A 16,082-nucleotide genomic window follows, 5' to 3' on the forward strand; every position below is an offset into this window, starting at 1 on the left:
GCATCGAAACGCGCCATCCGGCGGCAAGGGCCGCCTTGTTGACCCCCTCATGCGGCGTTTCGCCCCGCGAAATCACCACAGCGAAGCACTATGCGCGGCACGGACGTATAGACGTCCGTAAGCCGGCTCGGGCATGGTGAGGTGGTCACGGAATCAGGAATAACCTATTCAAAGATCATATTAATTGTTGATTGAGGTGAGGCCTTTTATGTCGAGGCCTTTTGAGATGATCATATTACGTGCGCGGCCTAAGGATTCCCCGAGAAGATTATAGACAAGGAGGTCGGCGTACAGACACTCCATGTAATCGGTCAAATGGGTTGATATGTTTCTCCTTAGCCCATTATGGACGATGTCAGAGCGCAAGCCGAATATCCGGCCAATGCCAAATTCTGATGCCGCCTCCGCATTAGTTATCTTGTAAGACTCCGCAAGGACTTCGTTTGTATCTGAAATATTAGTAGATCGCATAGAGAGTGTCTCTATGGCAATCCATAGGCTAAGAAAGCTGTCGACACCCTCACTTTGGATGCCTTTGAGATGCCAATGGAGCGAGAGTTTCGTTTTCCGCCTTTGGTCTGGCGGAAGTTCTTGGATGCGGTGCTCGCATCTCGGAAATCTCTCCAGTGCCGCAGACGACAAGTCCGGTGGGGGAAGGTCGAAAGGAAGTCGAAACGTATCGCCCGAGGCTCGTATTGAATTATTATTTAGTGCGACCGTGTGTGCAAAAATCCGGCGAAAGGCGATGTTTCTGTAGTTAGTCGAGACCAGCAAGGAAATGTATTCCGAGGAGCGCTCTGCTAGCGCGTTTTGGTCGTTAGGTTGGTTTAAGGATTGGGGCTGGACAGTTATGATTTTCGGCGATAGCTCGGATGCAGACATTCTTTGCTCTGCGGACATATGAACTTGACGATCTTTGCCAAATTTGACTTTGATTCCGGCAAGCTCGATATATTCCAGTTTTGCTGTTTTTATGGCTAATGTTATTTCGTCAAAGCGAAAAATTTTTCTGGGAATAGCTTCGGGTGCCAAGGCGAGCTCGTACGCCTCTATAAATAGAGCGTCATAGACATTGTTTTTCAGCCAAGATGGATTCGCCAGAGACCTTGGGTCAAGGAATGCCGATGCACTCATTTGGAATCGCCTAATGCTGAGGTTATACGGCGTCGGAGACGTCCGTCTCCCGAGTTTAGCGGCCGGCTGCCACGCCTGCGCAACGCGCCAGTGGCGACGCGCCACAAAAAAACCCCGCCTCGGCGATTGCCTTGGCGGGTTCTCATAGGGCCGGCGCGATGCCAGGCCTGACGTTGCTCGCTCGGGACGCGCTTCTTTACTTCCCCTTCGCCACCGGCAACTGCGCCTGGTTCCACGCGCCCATGCCGCCGCCGAGGAAGTAGACCCGCTGGAAGCCGGCCTTCACCAGACGCTGGGCGGCGCCCTGGGCGGTCTGGCCGGCGCGGCAGATGACGACCACGGGCAGGTCCTTGGCCTTGGCCAGGTCCTTGTTCTCCGGGTCGAACTGGCTCATCAGCACGTGCCTGGCGCCGGGGATGTGGCTCTTCTCGTAGCTGTCGCGCGGGGAGATGTCCACCAGCAGCGGGTTTTCGCGGTTGATCAGCAGGGTCAGGCCGGCCGGCGTGAGCTCCTTGTACTTGCGCAGCAGGGTCATCAGCTGGGTGACGATCAACGCCACCAGCAGGATCACGAACAGCGCCGAGAGCGCGAGATGGTTGCCCACGAAGGCGGGCAGCTTGTGCAGGAAATCGTTCATGAATGCTTCGCTGGGGCGGCCGCAGGCCGCGGGAGTGGGGCGGAAGGCCCGCGATTATACGGGCAGCGGGGCAAGGCGCTTACCGCGCGGTGGTGAGGTCCGGCAGGCCGCTGGTGAGCCACCAGTGCCTGGCCTTGGGGTCGTAGTGCCAGGTCTGCTTGTCCACCAGGCTGTGTTCGGCCTGGGTGTTGAGGTTGACGATGCCGATGCGCACCACCTGCGTCGCCTCGTTCTCGCCGGTGGCCACCGGACCCTGGCCGTCGTCGTACTCGCTGACGCGGTACTGCTTGAAGCGCGACAGCTCGATGGGCGTGAGCGGATGCGCTTCGCGCACCTTGGGATCGACGAACTGCTCGGCGCTGGCGAAATCGCCCCAGCGCACGGTGCTGCCGTAGGCGTTGAGCGTGGCGGTGAGCGTGGTGTTGCGCTGGTCGGTGGCGCAGCCGGCAAGCAGCGCGAAGCCGGCGAGGACGCACAGGGTGGCGATGCGGCGCATGGAGTCGGTCTCCCGGATGAAGGCCCGGGCATTGTGACGCATGACGCCGGGCGGGCAAGCCGCGCGCGGCAGCTCAGTGGCTTGCGCGGCGCTTGGCGACGAAGCGCGCGGACAGCGTGGCGGCCGACTTGCCGGGTTCGCCCGGCACGATGCAGACCACTTCGATGCGGGCGCGACCGCGGCCATCGAGCGTGTCGAAAAAGGTGGCCCAGTCCGCGCCGGGGGCGAGCTGTGCATCGGCGCGGAAGTCGCTCCACACCGGGGCGAGGTAGCGCACGGTGGATTCGCCCACGAACACGTCGCAATCGTCGCCGCGGCGGCGCAGCGCCAGTTCCACCAGCGCCCAGCCGGCCAGCGTCATCAGGCTCACCAGGCTGCCGCCGAAGGCGCAGCCCTTGTCGTTCACGTTGGGCGCCAGCGGCACGGCCAGGCTGATCCGATCAGCGGAAAAGCATTGCAAAGACAGGTCCATCGCGCGGGCCAGCGGAATCTCGTCGCGGATGAACTGCACCAGCGTCTGGGCGAGATCGCGTTCGGCCGCGTCATCGGCGCGGCGCAGGGAATGGGGTGCAGCGGACATGGAAACACTCGGGCAGGGGGGTGGATCGCTGCCGGCCACGGGAGGCGGGCAGGGCGGGTCAGTGTAAGGCCCATCGCACTAGACTGCGATGCGCGAAGGTCTTACCGGCTTTTCTACGTTGCCCACCGTCCAGGGGACGCACGCATGCCCCAACTTCCTGCGCCGCACGACCTGCACGGCCGCGTGGTGGTGATCACCCGTCCCGTCGGCGCGGCTGCCGCGGTGATGCGCCGGGTGCGCGCCGCCGGCGGTCGCCCGCTGCATGTGCCGGGCATGGCGCTGCGCGCGATCGACGACGCGCAAACCCGCGCCGCGCTGGCCGCCGCACTGCGCGCCGAGCGGGTGATCTTCACCAGTCCGGCGTCGGTGCGCTTTGCCCACGCGCTGCAGCCCTTGCCGGCCGATTGCCCCGCCATAGGCGTGGGCCAGGGCACCGCGCGTGCGCTGGAACGTGCCGGCGTGCGTGCGCCGCTGGCGCCGTCCCGGCAGGACAGCGAGGGCGTATTGGCGCTGCCCGCATTGCAGGCGCTGCGCGGCACGCCGGTGGCGCTGATCGGCGGCGAGGGCGGGCGCGGCCTGCTGCGCGAGGCGCTGGCCGCGCGCGGCGCCGAGCTGCGCGAGGTGCACGTCTACCGGCGGGTGCCGCCGCGACTGGACCGCCGTCATGTCGATCCCCTGCTGCACGCGCTGCCGGCGGATGCCTGCGTGCTGCTGTCCAGCGCCGAGGCGATCGCGCACCTGCGCCGCCAGCTGCCGGACGAGGCATGGTCGGCGCTGTGCGGCATCACCGCCGTGGTCAGCAGTGCGCGGCTGCGCGAGGTGGCGCGCGAGGCCGGGTGGACGCGCCTGGTGCTGGCGCGTTCGGCGCTGCCGGCGGATCTGGTGGCGGCGGCGATCGGGGCGGCTTCACGCGCTCGTGATGCCGGCCACGGCACCGGCGCTGCTAGCATGCGCGAATGAACAACGACGCCCCTTCCCACGAGTCCGCCGCGCCCGCGGCGGACGTTCCGTCTTCGACCCGCGCCGCCTCGCCGCGGATGGCCGAGCCGCGGCGAGGCGGCGGCGCACTGGCGCTGGCGGTGCTGCTCTCGCTGGCCGCCGCCGGCGGTGCCGGCTACGTGGGCTGGCAGCAGTGGCGGCAGGCTCGCGCCGATGCCGCGGCGAGCAGCACGCTCGATGACCTGAGCGCCCGCACCGCGACGCTGGAAAGCACGCTCAAGGCGATGGACGACGAGCGCCGTACCCTGCGCGAACGCCTGCGCGACGCCGACGACGTCAATCGCGGCATGCGCGAGGAACTGCTCGGCCAGAACGAGCGCCTGCGCAACCTGGAAGATGCCGTGGCCAAGCTGTCGGAGAAGAGCCTCTCCGGCCATGACGCGATGCTGCTGGACGAGACCGAATCCCTGTTGCGCATGGGCAAGGCGCGCTACGAACTGTTCCACGACGCGGCCGGCGCGGCCGCCGCCTACGGTCTGGCCGACCAGGCGCTGGCGGCGGTCAACGACGGCGCCTTCTCCGGTGTGCGCCAGAGCGTGGCGGCCGAGCGTGAAGCGCTGGAGCAAGGCGCGGCCACCCACGCCGACGCCACCTTGCAGCAGTTGCAGCAGTTGCGCGGCAAGCTCGGCGCGCTGCCGCTGAAACCGCTCGACGCGCCGGCGAATGAAGCTGCCGACAGCCGTGTGTGGGCGCGCCTGGGCTACGCGCTGGCCAGCGTGGTGAGCATCCGGCGCGACGACGGCGCACCGCTGGCGGTGGCCGACGCTCGGCTCACCCGCGAGCTGGTGGCGCTGGATCTGGCGCACGCCGAGGCGGCGCTGCTGGCGCACGATGCGGCGGGCTATCGCGCCGCCCTGCAGCGCGCCGATGCCGGCCTTGCCGCGCAGTTCGACGGCAACGATGCGGCGGTGAAGCAGGCCCGCGCCACGCTGGCCGACCTGCTCACGGCCGCGCAGCCGACCAGGCCGGTGGAGCTGGGCGCTGCGCTCACCGAACTGCGCAACCTGCGCGCCGTGCATGCGCTCAAGCCCGGCCCGGCGCCGGCGGGAGCGAAGCCGTGAAGCTGTGGCGCTGGATTCTCCTGCTGGTGCTGGTCGCGGCGCTGGCCGCGTTCGGCTGGCACTGGATCGCCGAGGACCCGGGCTACGTGCTGGTGCGCCTGCGCGGCTGGCGCGTGCAGACCACGGTGCTCGCCGCGGTGGTGATCCTGCTGCTGGCCTGGGGCGTGTTCGGCGCGCTGTGGCAGCTGGCGCGCTGGCCGTTCGGCGCGCTGACCCGCCGCCATCGCCGGCTCAGCCGCCACCGTCTCGCCGCCGGCCTGGTGGCCCTGGCCGAGGGGCGCAACGGCGATGCGGAGCGCGACCTGTCGCGCGCCTCGCGGCTGGACGCGCTGCAGGGCCCGGCCCTGCTGGCGGCGGCCGAGGCGGCGGCGCGGCGCGGGGAATCCGCGCGCGCGCTGGAAGCGCTCGACCAGGCCGCGCAGTCGGTGCCGCAGGCCGCGCGGGTGCTGCGCGCCGCGCTGCTGCGCCGCGATGGCAAGCCGGCCGAGGCGGTGGCGCTGCTGGCCCCGGAAGCGGACAACGGCCACCTGCCCCCGGGCGGCTGGCACGAGCTGGCGCTGGCCGCGCTGGCCGCCGGCGACACGCGCCGCGCGCGCGCCGCGCTGGCGCCGCTGCAGAAGAGTGCCGCGCTGGGCAGCCGCAATTATCAGGCGCTGGAGAACCAGGTGCTGGTGGCCAGCATGCAGTCGACCGCCGATGCCGCCGCGCTCAACACGCTGTGGTCGCAGCTGCCGAAGCACCAGCGCCGCGCGCCGGTGGTGGTGGAAGCCTACGCGCGCCGCGCGGCGGAGCTGGGCATGATCCTGCCGGCGATGGACGAGCTGGAATCGGCGCTGCGCCGCGAGTGGTCGTCCTCGCTGGTGCAGGCATGGGGCGCGCTGGGCAACGAGGATCTGGAGGCCCGCCTGCGCCGCGCCGAAGGCTGGCTGGACACCCATCCCAACGACGCCGGCCTGCTGCTCGCGCTGGGCCGCCTGTGCGTGAAGCTCAAGCTGTGGGGCAAGGCGCGCAAGCACCTTGAACGCTCGATCGCGCTCACGCCCAGTGCCGGCGCGTGGGAGGCGCTGGCCGACATGTGGACCGGCCAGGGCGACGCCGTGATCGCGCAGCGCTGCTTCCGCAACGCGCTGGCACTGACCCGCGGCGAGGTGATCCAGAACGTGCCCACGGCGACGTCCGGCGTGATCGACACGCGGCCGATCGCAATCGAGGATCGCGACGAACACGGCGTGCCGCGCCTGCGCGAGTGACCTTCGCGGAACGTGCTCTTCAGCGCACCGAGATCGCCCAGGTGATCATGCCGGCGCTGATCGCGGTGAGCGTCAGCGCGACCAGGAAGATCACGTCGGCCACCCGTTCCACCCGGTGATTGCGCTTGAGGTTGCGCGTGCGCAGCGCCCAGTACGAGAGCAGGCAGGCGATCAGGTAGAGGATCGCGTCGCCGGCCAGCAGGTCGTCGACGAACAGGTCGGCCTTACGCAGCGAAATCACCACGCGGATGATGCCGATAACGGTCAGGCACACACCGACCATCCCGGCCGAGGCGGTGAAGATGTGCACGCACAGGTCGTGATCCAGTAGGCGGTTGGACGGCTTGGATTCGGTCATGGGTTGCCTGCCGGTACCCGACGTTGCGAAAACCGGGGCATTGGACAACGGCAAGCCCCGGACTGCTTCACAGCGGCGTCAGGTTGGCGTAGGCGGCCACCAGCCACTTGCTGCCGGCGTTCTCGAAATTCACCTGCAGTCGAGCGTGCGCGCCGGCGCCCTCGGCGCCGAGCACCACGCCCTCGCCGAACGTGGGGTGGCTCACGCGCTGGCCGAGCTTCACCGGCAGCGCCTCCTCCAGCGACGCCGACGCGGGTGCGCGGTAGCCGCCGTACAACGGCCGGCTCACCTGCACGCGCGGGCGCACCTCGTCGATCAGGTCGGCCGGCATCTCGCCGAGAAAGCGCGAGGGCCGCGCCAGCATCTCGGTGCCGTGCATGCGACGCGATTCGGCGTGGGTGATGAACAGCCGTTCGCGCGCGCGGGTGATGCCCACATAGGCGAGCCGGCGCTCCTCCTCCAGCCGGCCCTCGTCCTCCACCGAGCGCTGGCTGGGGAACAGGCCTTCCTCCAGGCCGACCAGGAACACCACCGGAAACTCCAGCCCCTTGGCCGAATGCAGGGTCATCAGCTGCACGCAGTCGTCCCACGCCTCGCCCTGGCCTTCGCCCGCTTCCAGTGCGGCGTGCGAGAGGAAGGCGGCCAGCTCGGACAGGCCGGCGTCGACGTCCTCCGGGGTGGGCTCGAAGCGGCTGGCCACGTTGACCAGCTCGTCCAGGTTCTCCACCCGCGATTCGGCGTTGCCGCGACTGTCCTTCTCGTAGAAGTCGCGCAGGCCGGTGTGGGTGATGGCGTGGTCGATCTGCTCGGCGAGGGTGAGGCTCTCATGGTTTTCCCTCTCCTCCGAGCCTGCTCGGGGGAGAGGGGAGGGTGAGGGGGGCGCTTGATCGTCGGAAGAGCCTGCCCCCTCACCTCGACCCTCTCCCCCGGCGATGCCGGGGGAGAGGGAGTCCAGCGCGCTGGGCCTGAAATCGCGCGCCATCTGGTCGACCAGCGCCAAAAACGCCTTCACCGCGTTCTTCGCGCGGCCGGCCAATTCGCTGGCGCCGGACAGTTCGTGCAGGGCGGCTTCCCACATCGAGGTGTTGCTGCCGCGCGCGCGCCGGCGCAGCACGTCCAGCGTGCGGTCGCCGATGCCGCGCGGCGGGGTGTTCACGGCGCGCTCGAACGCGGCGTCGTCATGCCGGTTGGCGGTGAGCCGCAGGTAGGCCAGCGCGTCCTTGATCTCGGCGCGCTCGAAGAAGCGCAGACCGCCGTAGACGCGGTACGGGATGTTGCGTTGGGACAGCTGCTCTTCGAAGTTGCGCGACTGCGCGTTGGATCGATAAAGGATGGCGCAGTCCTTCGCGCTGCCGTGCTCGTCGATGTACTCGCGGATGCGCTCGACCACGAAGCGCGCCTCGTCCTGCTCGTTGTAGGCCGTGTACAGCGCGATGCGCTCGCCGGCGTCGCCGTCGGTCCACAGCTGTTTGCCGAGGCGGCCGCCGTTGCGCGCGATCACCGCGTTGGCGGCCTTCAGGATGGTGGCGGTGGAGCGGTAGTTCTGCTCCAGCTTGATCGTGCGCGCGCCGGGGAAGTCCTTGAGGAACTGCTGCACGTTCTCCACTTTCGCGCCGCGCCAGCCGTAGATCGCCTGGTCATCGTCGCCGACCACGAAGACTTGGGCGGGATTCGAGAGTCGGGATTCGGGATTCGAAAAATCAGTCGCTGCGTTGCCGCCAGGCGGTTTAGCGAATCCCGAATCCCGACTCCCGAATCCCGCGCCAGAAAGCACCCGGATCCACGCATACTGCAGCGTGTTGGTGTCCTGGAACTCGTCGATCAGCAGGTAGCGCCAGCGGTGCTGGTAGTGCTCCAGCACGGCCGGGTTCTTCAGCCACAGCTCATGCGCGCGCAGCAGCAGCTCGGCGAAGTCGACCAGGCCGGCGCGGCGGCAGGCGTCCTCGTAGGCCTGGTAGATCTGCACGAAGGTGCGGGTGACCGGGTGGTCGTGGTGCTCGATGTTCTCCGGCCGCTTGCCCTCGTCCTTCCAGCTGTTGATCTGCCAGCAGGCCTGGCGCGGCGGGAACTTCGCGTCGTCCAGGCCCAGCCCGGCGACCACGCGCTTGACCAGCCGCTGCTGGTCGTCCGAGTCGAGGATCTGGAAGCCTTCCGGCAGCCCGGCCTCGGCCCAGTGCCGGCGCAGCAGGCGATGGGCGATGCCGTGGAAGGTGCCCACGGTGAGGCCCTGCGTGCTGTTCGGGATCAGGGCGCCGAGCCGCGCGCGCATCTCGCCGGCGGCCTTGTTGGTGAAGGTGACGGCGAGGATCGCCCACGGCGGTACTCGCTCCACCTCGCTCAGCCAGCCGATGCGGTGGGTGAGCACGCGGGTCTTGCCGGAACCGGCGCCGGCCAGCACCAGATAGTGGCCGGGCGGGGCGCAGACGGCTGCGCGCTGCGCGTCGTTGAGCGAATCGATCAGGTGGGACACATCCATCCGCACGATTGTAGCGGTGCGCGGATGGCCCAACGACGATCGCCGCCCGGAGGCGGCGATCGGGGGTGACGCGCGGTTGATACTCAGCGCTTGCTGACGAAACCGCCGATGGCCAGCACGCCGCCGATCACGATGCCGGCGATGCCCACCCACTGCGGGATCGCCTTCTCGTGCGTGGCGCTGATCTGCGCAGAGCCGAGCTTGGCGACCGTGTCGGTCTGCTGGTAGCTGCCGTGGCCGGCGGTGACCCAGATACCGCCGGCGAGCAGCACGATACCGATGACGATGAGACCTGCGCGCATGGACCTTCCTCCTGTGATGAGCGACCGATCATAGGCGTTGCGAACGTGCACGCGAAGTGCACGGCGGCGCGTCGGCATTGCCGCGGATCGCGGACAAAAAAAGCCCCGAAGGCTAGGGGGAACCTTCGGGGCCGGGGTGGCGAGACGGCCCAGGGGAAGACCGGATCACCGCGATACGGAGGCCCAGGGGAAGGCTCGTATCGCTTGGGTTCTCCAGGGAGGGGAAGAACCCACGGATGCCGTTGCGTGCATCCGTGGATATAGAGCGCGCCGGCGGCGGAAAGTTGCCGGGTTCTCCGGAAAGGTTTAGCGCCGATTCATTTGACGAAAATCCAACAACTGCGCGGGCTCAGCGGGTGTGGCCATGCGGCTGTCGCCACGATGCGGTCGTCCTGGGACGGGCGATCGTTTTGCGGCCGCTCAGTGCGCCTCGTCCCAGTTGGCGCCCACGCCCACGTCCACCAGCAGCGGCACTTTCAGTTCGGCCGCGCCGCTCATGCGTTCGACCACGCCGGCACGCACGGCCTCCACCGCATCGGCGCGCACCTCGAACACCAGTTCGTCGTGCACCTGCATCAGCATGCGCGCGTCGCCGCGGCCGGCCAGCCAGCCGTCCACGGCGATCATCGCGCGCTTGATGATGTCGGCGGCGCTGCCCTGCATCGGCGCGTTGACGGCGGCGCGCTCGGCGCCCTGACGCAGGTTCTGGTTGCGCGAGGTCAGGTTCTCCAGGTACAGCCGGCGGCCGAAGAGGGTCTGCACGTAGCCGTCGCGGTGCGCGTGCCTGCGGGTGGCCTCCATGAAGGCCTGCACGCCAGGATAGCGGGCGAAGTAGCGCGCCATGTAGTCGCCGGCCTCGCCGCGGTCCACGCCCAGCTGCCGGGCCAGGCCGAACGCGCTCATGCCGTACATCAGGCCGAAGTTGATCGCCTTGGCGGCGCGGCGCTGGTTGACGCTGACATCCTCGGGCGCGATGCCGAACACTTCGGCCGCGGTGGCGCGGTGCACGTCGCCGCCTTCGTGGAACGCCTTCAGCAGGCCCTCGTCGCCGGACAGATGGGCCATGATGCGCAGCTCGATCTGCGAGTAGTCCGCCGCCATTACCCGCCAGCCCTCGGGCGCAATGAAGGCCTGGCGGATGCGCCGGCCCTCCTCGGTGCGCACCGGGATGTTCTGCAGGTTGGGGTCGGATGAGGAAATGCGCCCGGTCGCCGCACCGCCCTGGTGGTAGCTGGTGTGCACGCGCCCGGTGCGCGGATTGACCATGCTCGACAGCTTGTCGGTGTAGGTGGAGCGCAGCTTGGCCAGGCCGCGGTAGTCGAGGATCAGCCGCGGCAGCGCGTGCTCGTCGGCGATCGCTTCGAGCGCCTCCTCGTTGGTGGAGGGCTGGCCGGTCGGGGTCTTCACCTTGGCGGCGAGGCCCAGCTCGTCGAACAGGATCGCCTGCAGCTGCTTGGGCGAATCGAGGTTGAACTCGCGGCCGGCCTCGGCATAGGCCTGCTGCTGCAGCTCGTGCATGCGCCTGCCCAGCTGCTGGCTCTGCAGGCGCAGCACCTGGGCGTCGATCAGCACGCCGCGCTGTTCCATCCGAGCCAGCACCGGCACCAGCGGGATCTCGATCTCCTCGTACACCCTGCGCAGCGCCGGCTCGCCCTGCAGCTTCGGCCACAGCGCATGGTGCAGGCGCAGGGTGACGTCGGCGTCCTCGGCGGCGTAGCGGCAGGCGGTGTCCAGGTCGACCTGCGAGAAGGAAATCTGCTTCACCCCCTTGCCGGCGACCTGCTCGTACTTGACGGTGTCGTAGCCCAAGTACTTCTTCGCCAGCGAATCCATGTCGTGCCGCGTGGCGGTGGCGTTCCAAACGAAGGATTCGAGCATCGAGTCGTGCCTGAGCCCCTGCACCGCGATGCCGACCTGGCTGAGCACGTTGATGTCGTACTTGGCGTGCTGGCCGAGCTTGGGGCGCGCGGGGTTTTCCAGGATCGGCTTGAGCGCCGCCAGCGTGGCAGCGCGATCCAGTTGCGCGGGCGCGCCGGGGTAGTCGTGCGCCAGCGGGATGTAGCAGGCGTGGCCGCTTTCCACCGCGAACGAGGCGCCGACGATCTCGGCCTGCATCGCATCCAGGCTGGTGGTCTCGGTGTCGAAGGCGATCAGCTCGGCCTTTTCCAGCCTGGCCAGCCAGGCGTCGAGCTGCGCCGGGGTGGTGACCAGCTCGTATGCGCCAGGTGCGTTGTCTGCCGGTAGGAGCGCACCTTGTGCGCGATGCTCTTCCGCCGCATCAGGAGCAGGAGCATCGCGCACAGGGTGCGCTCCTACCGGGGCATTGCTGCCATCCAGCTCCTTCAGCGCCTGCTTGAACTCGTAGCGGGTGAACAGCGTGCGCAGCGCGTCGACGTCTTTCGGGCGCGGGGCGAGGTCGGTGACCTCCAGCTCCAGCGCCACGTCGGTCTTGATGGTGACCAGCTCGCGCGACAGCGGCAGCTGTCCCAGCGCCTCGCGCAGGTTCTCGCCGATCTTGCCGCCGACCTCGGCGGCGTGTTCGATGATGCCGTCCAGCGAGCCGTACTGTTCCAGCCACTTGGCGGCGGTCTTCGGGCCGCACTTGGCCACGCCGGGCACGTTGTCGATGCTGTCGCCGGTGAGCGCGAGGAAGTCGACGATCCGCTCCGGCGGCACGCCGAACCTGGCAATCACGCCGTCGCGGTCGGTGACGGTGCCGGTCATGGTGTTGACCAGGGTGATGCCCGGGCGCACCAGCTGGGCGAAATCCTTGTCGCTGGTGGAGATCTCCACGGCGATGCCCTGGCGCTGGGCTTCGAGCGCCAGGGTGCCGATCACGTCGTCCGCTTCCACGCCGCTCACGCGCAGGATCGGAAAGCCCAGCGCGGCCACGATGTCGAGCATCGGCTGCACCTGCGCGCACAGGTCGTCCGGCATCGGCGGGCGGTTGGCCTTGTACTGGGCATACATGTCGTTGCGGAAGCTCGGACCCGACGCGTCGCTGACGAAGGCCATGTAGGCCGGCTGCTCCTTCAGCGTGGCGCGCAGCATGTTGACCACGCCGAACAGCGCGCCGGTGGGCTCGCCCTGCGCGTTGCTCAGCGGCGGCAGCGCGTGAAAGGCGCGGTAGAGATAGGAGGAACCGTCGATCAGGATGAGCTTGGCCATGCGCGGCATTCTCGCATGGGCGTCCGGCATGGGCGTCGGGCATGGGCGTCGGGCATGGGTGCCCGCGCGCAGCCCGCGGCGCCGCCGCTTCATCCGGCGCTCAAGCAGCACGCTGCTATGCTGCGGGCCTCTCTCCCCCGCGTGAGGTCCGCGCCATGAAAGCCCGCCTTCCCCTGGCCCTCGCCGCCGTGCTGCTGCTCGCCCAGGCGCATGCGCAGGACGCATCGACCAGGCCGAACCAGCCCGCCCTGCCGCCGCCGGGCATGAACGATCCGGGCGTCACGCCGACCCCCGATACGGCGCCGCCGCCGAGCGCCACGCCAACCCAGTCCACGCCTGCCGAGATGACGCCCACGCGCCTGCCCGGCAAGCCGATCCCGCTGCCGCGCCAACCGGGCGACACCGGCCCGAGCGAGGCGATTCCCGAGGTGAGGGTGCACCGCGACGGTGACCAGACCATCCAGGAATACCGCCAGAGCGGCCGCCTCTACATGGTGGTGGTGACGCCGAAGAACGGCGTGCCGCAGACCTACATGGTGGACAACCAGGGCAGGCTGCGCGACCAGGCCGGCCAGCCGCCGGTGCGGCCGGTGATGTACAAGATCATGGAGTGGGGCAAGAGCCCGCCGCCGCCGGACGAGAAGCGCGACGGCAACACCGACAGCGGCCCGCACTGAGTCGTCGACGATGCCGCTGCGCGACAGCTGGCTGCTCTTCGCGCTGGGCTCGGCGTTCTTCGCCGCGCTCACCGCACTGTTCGGCAAGCTGGGCGTGGCGGGAATCAACTCCAACCTCGCCACCTTCATCCGCACCGTCGTCATTCTGCTGGTCACCGCCGGTATCCTGAGTCTGCGCGGGGAATGGGCGCGGCCGTCCGGACTGCCGTGGCACAGCTGGCTGTTCCTGGTGCTCTCCGGCATCGCCACCGGATTGAGCTGGCTGTGCTACTACCGCGCGCTGCAGCTGGGGCCGGTGAGCAAGGTGGCGCCGATCGACAAGCTCAGCGTGGCGATAGTGATCGTGCTCGGATTGGTCTTCCTGGGCGAGAAGCCGAGCGTGCCGATGCTGGTCGGCGGCGGCCTGATCGTCGCCGGCGCGATGGTGATCGCGCTGTTCTAGGAGCGTGGGCCGTAGAAACGTTCGCGGCGAAGAGCTTTGCAGCCCGAATGGCTTCTGCGGCCCACGATCCTGGACCAGCCTGTCGGCGGCGTGGGGCGACTCAGCGGCGGGTCAGCACGGCGACATGGACGTCGCTGCGCCAGGCGAAGCCCAGGCTCTCGTACAGGCGGATGGCCGGCGCGTTGTCGCGCCACGCGTGCAGGGAGGCGGTGTCGCCACGGGCGGCGATCAGCGCGGCGACATGTTGCGAGAGCCGGCGCGCCAGCCCCCGTCCGCGGAAATCCGGGTGGGTACAGACGCCGCTGACCTCGGTCCAGCCGGGAAAGCGCATGCGCTCGCCGGCTATCGCCGCGAGGCGGCCGTCGATGCGGATGCCCACGAAGCGGCCCATGCGATGCGTGCGTGCGAGAAACGGGCCGGGCTGGGTGAGCGTGGCCAGCGCCAGCATCTCCGCTGCGTCGTCGTCGCCTAACGGCACGATGTCGCTCTCGTCCTCGCCCACGGTCAGCGGCTGCTCGGCCACCATCTGCACGCCCCACGCCTGCTTCACGGCGACCAGGCCGGGCGGCACCCTGATGGCCGGCACCTGCAGCTGGTAGACCTGCTCGCCGGGGCCGACCAGTGCGGCCAGCGCGGCCAGCGCCTCGTCGCCGTCGTCACGCGCCGAGGCGAACAGGTTGACGTCCGGGAGGTAGCGCCGCGCCAGCGCGTCACCCAGCGACAGCGCTTCGTGCGCCGTCGACAGGCTGGACCAGACCGGGCGGTCGAGCGGATGCACGGTGTGGCGGCGATCAGTGGCGGAAGTGGCGCATGCCGGTGAACACCATCGCCATGCCGTGCTCGTCGGCGGCGGCGATCACCTCGGCGTCGCGCATCGAACCGCCAGGCTGGATCACCGCGCCGATGCCGGCGGCGGCCGCCGCATCGATGCCGTCGCGGAACGGGAAGAACGCATCGGAAGCCATCACCGAGCCGCGCACTTCCAGTCCCTCGTCGGCGGCCTTGATGCCGGCGATCCTGGCGCTGTACACACGGCTCATCTGGCCGGCGCCGATGCCGATGGTCTGGCGGTTCTTCGCGTAGACGATGGCGTTGGACTTGACGAACTTGGCCACCTTCCAGGCAAAGATCAGGTCGTCGATCTGCTGCGGCGTCGGCGCGACCTGGGTGACCACCTTGAGGTCCCCGGCGGTGACCATGCCGGTGTCGGCGGTCTGGATCAGCAGGCCCGAGCCGACCCGCTTGACGTGGTTGCCCGGCTGCGCGGCGACCAGGTCGGTACCCGGCGGCACCGGGATCTGAAGCACGCGCACATTGCCCTTCCTGGCGAACGCCTTCAGCGCGTCGTCGCTGCAGGACGGCGCCAGCACCACCTCGACGAACTGGCGCGCCACGATCGCCTGCGCGGTGGCACCGTCGCACTCGCGGTTGAACGCGATGATGCCGCCGAAGGCCGAGGTCGGGTCGGTCCGGTAGGCCAGGTCATACGCCTTGCCGATGCCGTCCAGGCTCACCGCCACGCCGCAGGGGTTGGCGTGCTTGACGATCACGCAGGCCGGCTTGGTGAAGCTGCGCACGCATTCCCAGGCGGCGTCGGCATCGGCGATGTTGTTGAACGACAGCTCCTTGCCCTGCAGTTGCCTGAACGTGGCGAGCGTGCCGGCGTGCGGATACAGGTCGCGGTAGAACGCGGCGCTCTGGTGCGGGTTCTCGCCGTAGCGCAGGTCCATCACCTTGACGAAGCGGCCGTTGCTCTGCGCCGGGAACGCCTCGTGGCCGGCGATCGCCTGGTGCGCGTCGTCGAGCTTGAGGCCCGAGAGGTAGTCGCTGATCGCGCCGTCGTAGTTGGCCACGTTGTTGAACGCGGCGACGGAGAGCCGAAAGCGGGTGGCGCGGGTCAGGCCGCCGTGCTGCTCGATCTCGGCGATCGCCTCGTCGTACTGCGCCGGGTCGGTGAGCACGCCGACGTCGTTCCAGTTCTTCGCCGCCGAGCGCAGCATCGCCGGGCCGCCGATGTCGATGTTCTCGATCGCCTGTTCCAGCGTGCAGTCGGGCCTGGCCACCGTCGCCTCGAACGGATACAGGTTCAGCACCAGCAGGTCGATCGGCGCGATGCCGAGTTCGGCCATCACCGCCTCGTCGGTGCCGCGGCGGCCGAGCAGGGCGCCGTGCACTTTCGGGTGCAGCGTCTTGACGCGGCCGTCCATGATCTCGGGGAAGCCGGTGACCTCGCTGACGTCGGTGACCGCGATGCCGGCTTCGCGCAGGGCCCTGGCGCTGCCGCCGGTGGACAGCAACTGCACGCCGGCCGCGGCGAGGCGGCGGCCCAGGTCGAGCAGCCCGGTCTTGTCGGAGACGCTGAGCAGGGCGCGACGGACGGGCGTGACGGCGGGGGCGGGCATGGCGGCTTCCGGGGCGGTAAAGCCGGTAATTATAGCCCAGCGGCACGGCCTCGGCCGTCGGCCGTCTGGATGGCCAAATGAAAAAGGCCCTTGCGGGCCT

General features: G+C 68.9%; 15 protein-coding genes. 5 read left to right on the forward strand and 10 right to left on the reverse strand.

Annotation, left to right across the window (positions count from 1 at the left end; translation table 11 throughout):
• Positions 1-180 precede the first annotated feature (180 nt).
• The 4 genes from ACO2Q2_RS14870 to ACO2Q2_RS14885 form a co-directional block, all read right to left on the reverse strand.
• Complete coding sequence (locus tag ACO2Q2_RS14870) at positions 181-1,134, reverse strand: hypothetical protein (protein ID WP_423256734.1); 954 nt, start codon at positions 1,132-1,134, stop codon at positions 181-183.
• Positions 1,135-1,330: 196 nt separating this feature from the next.
• Positions 1,331-1,771 carry a rhodanese-like domain-containing protein gene (locus tag ACO2Q2_RS14875; RefSeq protein WP_423256736.1) on the reverse strand — a complete coding sequence of 147 codons (441 nt, stop codon included), beginning with the start codon at positions 1,769-1,771 and terminating at the stop codon, positions 1,331-1,333.
• A gap of 79 nt (positions 1,772-1,850) precedes the next feature.
• Positions 1,851-2,267, reverse strand: coding sequence for a hypothetical protein (locus ACO2Q2_RS14880; RefSeq protein ID WP_423256738.1), 417 nt, complete (start codon positions 2,265-2,267; stop codon positions 1,851-1,853).
• A gap of 73 nt (positions 2,268-2,340) precedes the next feature.
• Positions 2,341-2,847 carry a YiiD C-terminal domain-containing protein gene (locus tag ACO2Q2_RS14885; protein WP_423256740.1) on the reverse strand — a complete coding sequence of 169 codons (507 nt, stop codon included), beginning with the start codon at positions 2,845-2,847 and terminating at the stop codon, positions 2,341-2,343.
• A 144-nt stretch (positions 2,848-2,991) separates the two neighbouring features.
• Here ACO2Q2_RS14885 and ACO2Q2_RS14890 point away from each other — a divergent pair, with 144 nt between their 5' ends.
• Genes ACO2Q2_RS14890 through ACO2Q2_RS14900 form a run of 3 tightly spaced genes read left to right on the forward strand, consistent with a single transcriptional unit; the run spans position 2,992 to position 6,157 of the window.
• Positions 2,992-3,807: a uroporphyrinogen-III synthase gene (locus ACO2Q2_RS14890; RefSeq protein WP_423256742.1), complete on the forward strand. Its 816-nt coding sequence runs from the start codon at positions 2,992-2,994 to the stop codon at positions 3,805-3,807.
• Positions 3,804-4,907 carry a uroporphyrinogen-III C-methyltransferase gene (locus ACO2Q2_RS14895; protein ID WP_423256744.1) on the forward strand — a complete coding sequence of 368 codons (1,104 nt, stop codon included), beginning with the start codon at positions 3,804-3,806 and terminating at the stop codon, positions 4,905-4,907. The genes ACO2Q2_RS14890 and ACO2Q2_RS14895 overlap by 4 nt, the downstream gene beginning before the upstream one ends.
• Positions 4,904-6,157, forward strand: coding sequence for a heme biosynthesis HemY N-terminal domain-containing protein (locus ACO2Q2_RS14900; RefSeq protein WP_423256746.1), 1,254 nt, complete (start codon positions 4,904-4,906; stop codon positions 6,155-6,157). The genes ACO2Q2_RS14895 and ACO2Q2_RS14900 overlap by 4 nt, the downstream gene beginning before the upstream one ends.
• 19 nt (positions 6,158-6,176) lie before the next feature.
• Here ACO2Q2_RS14900 and ACO2Q2_RS14905 read toward each other — a convergent pair whose 3' ends face one another.
• The 4 genes from ACO2Q2_RS14905 to polA all read right to left on the reverse strand — a co-directional run bounded on the left by ACO2Q2_RS14905 (position 6,177) and on the right by polA (position 12,461).
• Positions 6,177-6,515, reverse strand: coding sequence for a hypothetical protein (locus ACO2Q2_RS14905; RefSeq protein WP_423256748.1), 339 nt, complete (start codon positions 6,513-6,515; stop codon positions 6,177-6,179).
• Positions 6,516-6,582: 67 nt separating this feature from the next.
• The gene (locus tag ACO2Q2_RS14910) at positions 6,583-8,991 is read right to left on the reverse strand and encodes a 3'-5' exonuclease (RefSeq protein WP_423256750.1); all 2,409 of its coding nucleotides are present in this window, start codon (positions 8,989-8,991) and stop codon (positions 6,583-6,585) included.
• A gap of 83 nt (positions 8,992-9,074) precedes the next feature.
• Positions 9,075-9,293 carry a hypothetical protein gene (locus ACO2Q2_RS14915; RefSeq protein ID WP_423256752.1) on the reverse strand — a complete coding sequence of 73 codons (219 nt, stop codon included), beginning with the start codon at positions 9,291-9,293 and terminating at the stop codon, positions 9,075-9,077.
• Positions 9,294-9,713: 420 nt separating this feature from the next.
• Positions 9,714-12,461 (reverse strand): DNA polymerase I, encoded by a 2,748-nt coding sequence (polA, locus tag ACO2Q2_RS14920; protein ID WP_423256754.1) that lies wholly within the window; start codon positions 12,459-12,461, stop codon positions 9,714-9,716.
• Between the two features lie 155 nt (positions 12,462-12,616).
• Between polA and ACO2Q2_RS14925 the strand changes: the two genes are divergently transcribed.
• Together ACO2Q2_RS14925 and ACO2Q2_RS14930 are read left to right on the forward strand one after the other, a co-directional pair.
• Positions 12,617-13,138, forward strand: a complete 522-nt coding sequence (locus ACO2Q2_RS14925) for a DUF2782 domain-containing protein (RefSeq protein WP_423256756.1) — start codon at positions 12,617-12,619, stop codon at positions 13,136-13,138.
• 10 nt (positions 13,139-13,148) lie between these two features.
• Positions 13,149-13,580 carry an EamA family transporter gene (locus tag ACO2Q2_RS14930; RefSeq protein ID WP_423256758.1) on the forward strand — a complete coding sequence of 144 codons (432 nt, stop codon included), beginning with the start codon at positions 13,149-13,151 and terminating at the stop codon, positions 13,578-13,580.
• Positions 13,581-13,680: 100 nt separating this feature from the next.
• Here the strand turns inward: ACO2Q2_RS14930 and ACO2Q2_RS14935 are convergent, their stop codons facing one another.
• Together ACO2Q2_RS14935 and purH are read right to left on the reverse strand one after the other, a co-directional pair.
• The gene (locus ACO2Q2_RS14935) at positions 13,681-14,358 is read right to left on the reverse strand and encodes a GNAT family N-acetyltransferase (protein WP_423256760.1); all 678 of its coding nucleotides are present in this window, start codon (positions 14,356-14,358) and stop codon (positions 13,681-13,683) included.
• A gap of 13 nt (positions 14,359-14,371) precedes the next feature.
• Complete coding sequence (purH, locus tag ACO2Q2_RS14940) at positions 14,372-15,982, reverse strand: bifunctional phosphoribosylaminoimidazolecarboxamide formyltransferase/IMP cyclohydrolase (RefSeq protein ID WP_423256762.1); 1,611 nt, start codon at positions 15,980-15,982, stop codon at positions 14,372-14,374.
• Between the last annotated feature and the right edge of the window lie 100 nt (positions 15,983-16,082).

Source organism: Dyella sp. KRB-257, assembly GCF_049445995.1.
GTDB lineage: Bacteria > Pseudomonadota > Gammaproteobacteria > Xanthomonadales > Rhodanobacteraceae > Dyella_A.

Coding starts and splice junctions, on each gene's coding strand:
- ACO2Q2_RS14870 (WP_423256734.1), bottom strand. CDS start 1,134: ATGAGTGCATCGGCATTCCTTGACCCAAGGTCTCTGGCGAATCCATCT.
- ACO2Q2_RS14875 (WP_423256736.1), bottom strand. CDS start 1,771: ATGAACGATTTCCTGCACAAGCTGCCCGCCTTCGTGGGCAACCATCTC.
- ACO2Q2_RS14880 (WP_423256738.1), bottom strand. CDS start 2,267: ATGCGCCGCATCGCCACCCTGTGCGTCCTCGCCGGCTTCGCGCTGCTT.
- ACO2Q2_RS14885 (WP_423256740.1), bottom strand. CDS start 2,847: ATGTCCGCTGCACCCCATTCCCTGCGCCGCGCCGATGACGCGGCCGAA.
- ACO2Q2_RS14890 (WP_423256742.1), top strand. CDS start 2,992: ATGCCCCAACTTCCTGCGCCGCACGACCTGCACGGCCGCGTGGTGGTG.
- ACO2Q2_RS14895 (WP_423256744.1), top strand. CDS start 3,804: ATGAACAACGACGCCCCTTCCCACGAGTCCGCCGCGCCCGCGGCGGAC.
- ACO2Q2_RS14905 (WP_423256748.1), bottom strand. CDS start 6,515: ATGACCGAATCCAAGCCGTCCAACCGCCTACTGGATCACGACCTGTGC.
- ACO2Q2_RS14910 (WP_423256750.1), bottom strand. CDS start 8,991: ATGGATGTGTCCCACCTGATCGATTCGCTCAACGACGCGCAGCGCGCA.
- ACO2Q2_RS14915 (WP_423256752.1), bottom strand. CDS start 9,293: ATGCGCGCAGGTCTCATCGTCATCGGTATCGTGCTGCTCGCCGGCGGT.
- polA (WP_423256754.1), bottom strand. CDS start 12,461: ATGGCCAAGCTCATCCTGATCGACGGTTCCTCCTATCTCTACCGCGCC.
- ACO2Q2_RS14925 (WP_423256756.1), top strand. CDS start 12,617: ATGAAAGCCCGCCTTCCCCTGGCCCTCGCCGCCGTGCTGCTGCTCGCC.
- ACO2Q2_RS14930 (WP_423256758.1), top strand. CDS start 13,149: ATGCCGCTGCGCGACAGCTGGCTGCTCTTCGCGCTGGGCTCGGCGTTC.
- purH (WP_423256762.1), bottom strand. CDS start 15,982: ATGCCCGCCCCCGCCGTCACGCCCGTCCGTCGCGCCCTGCTCAGCGTC.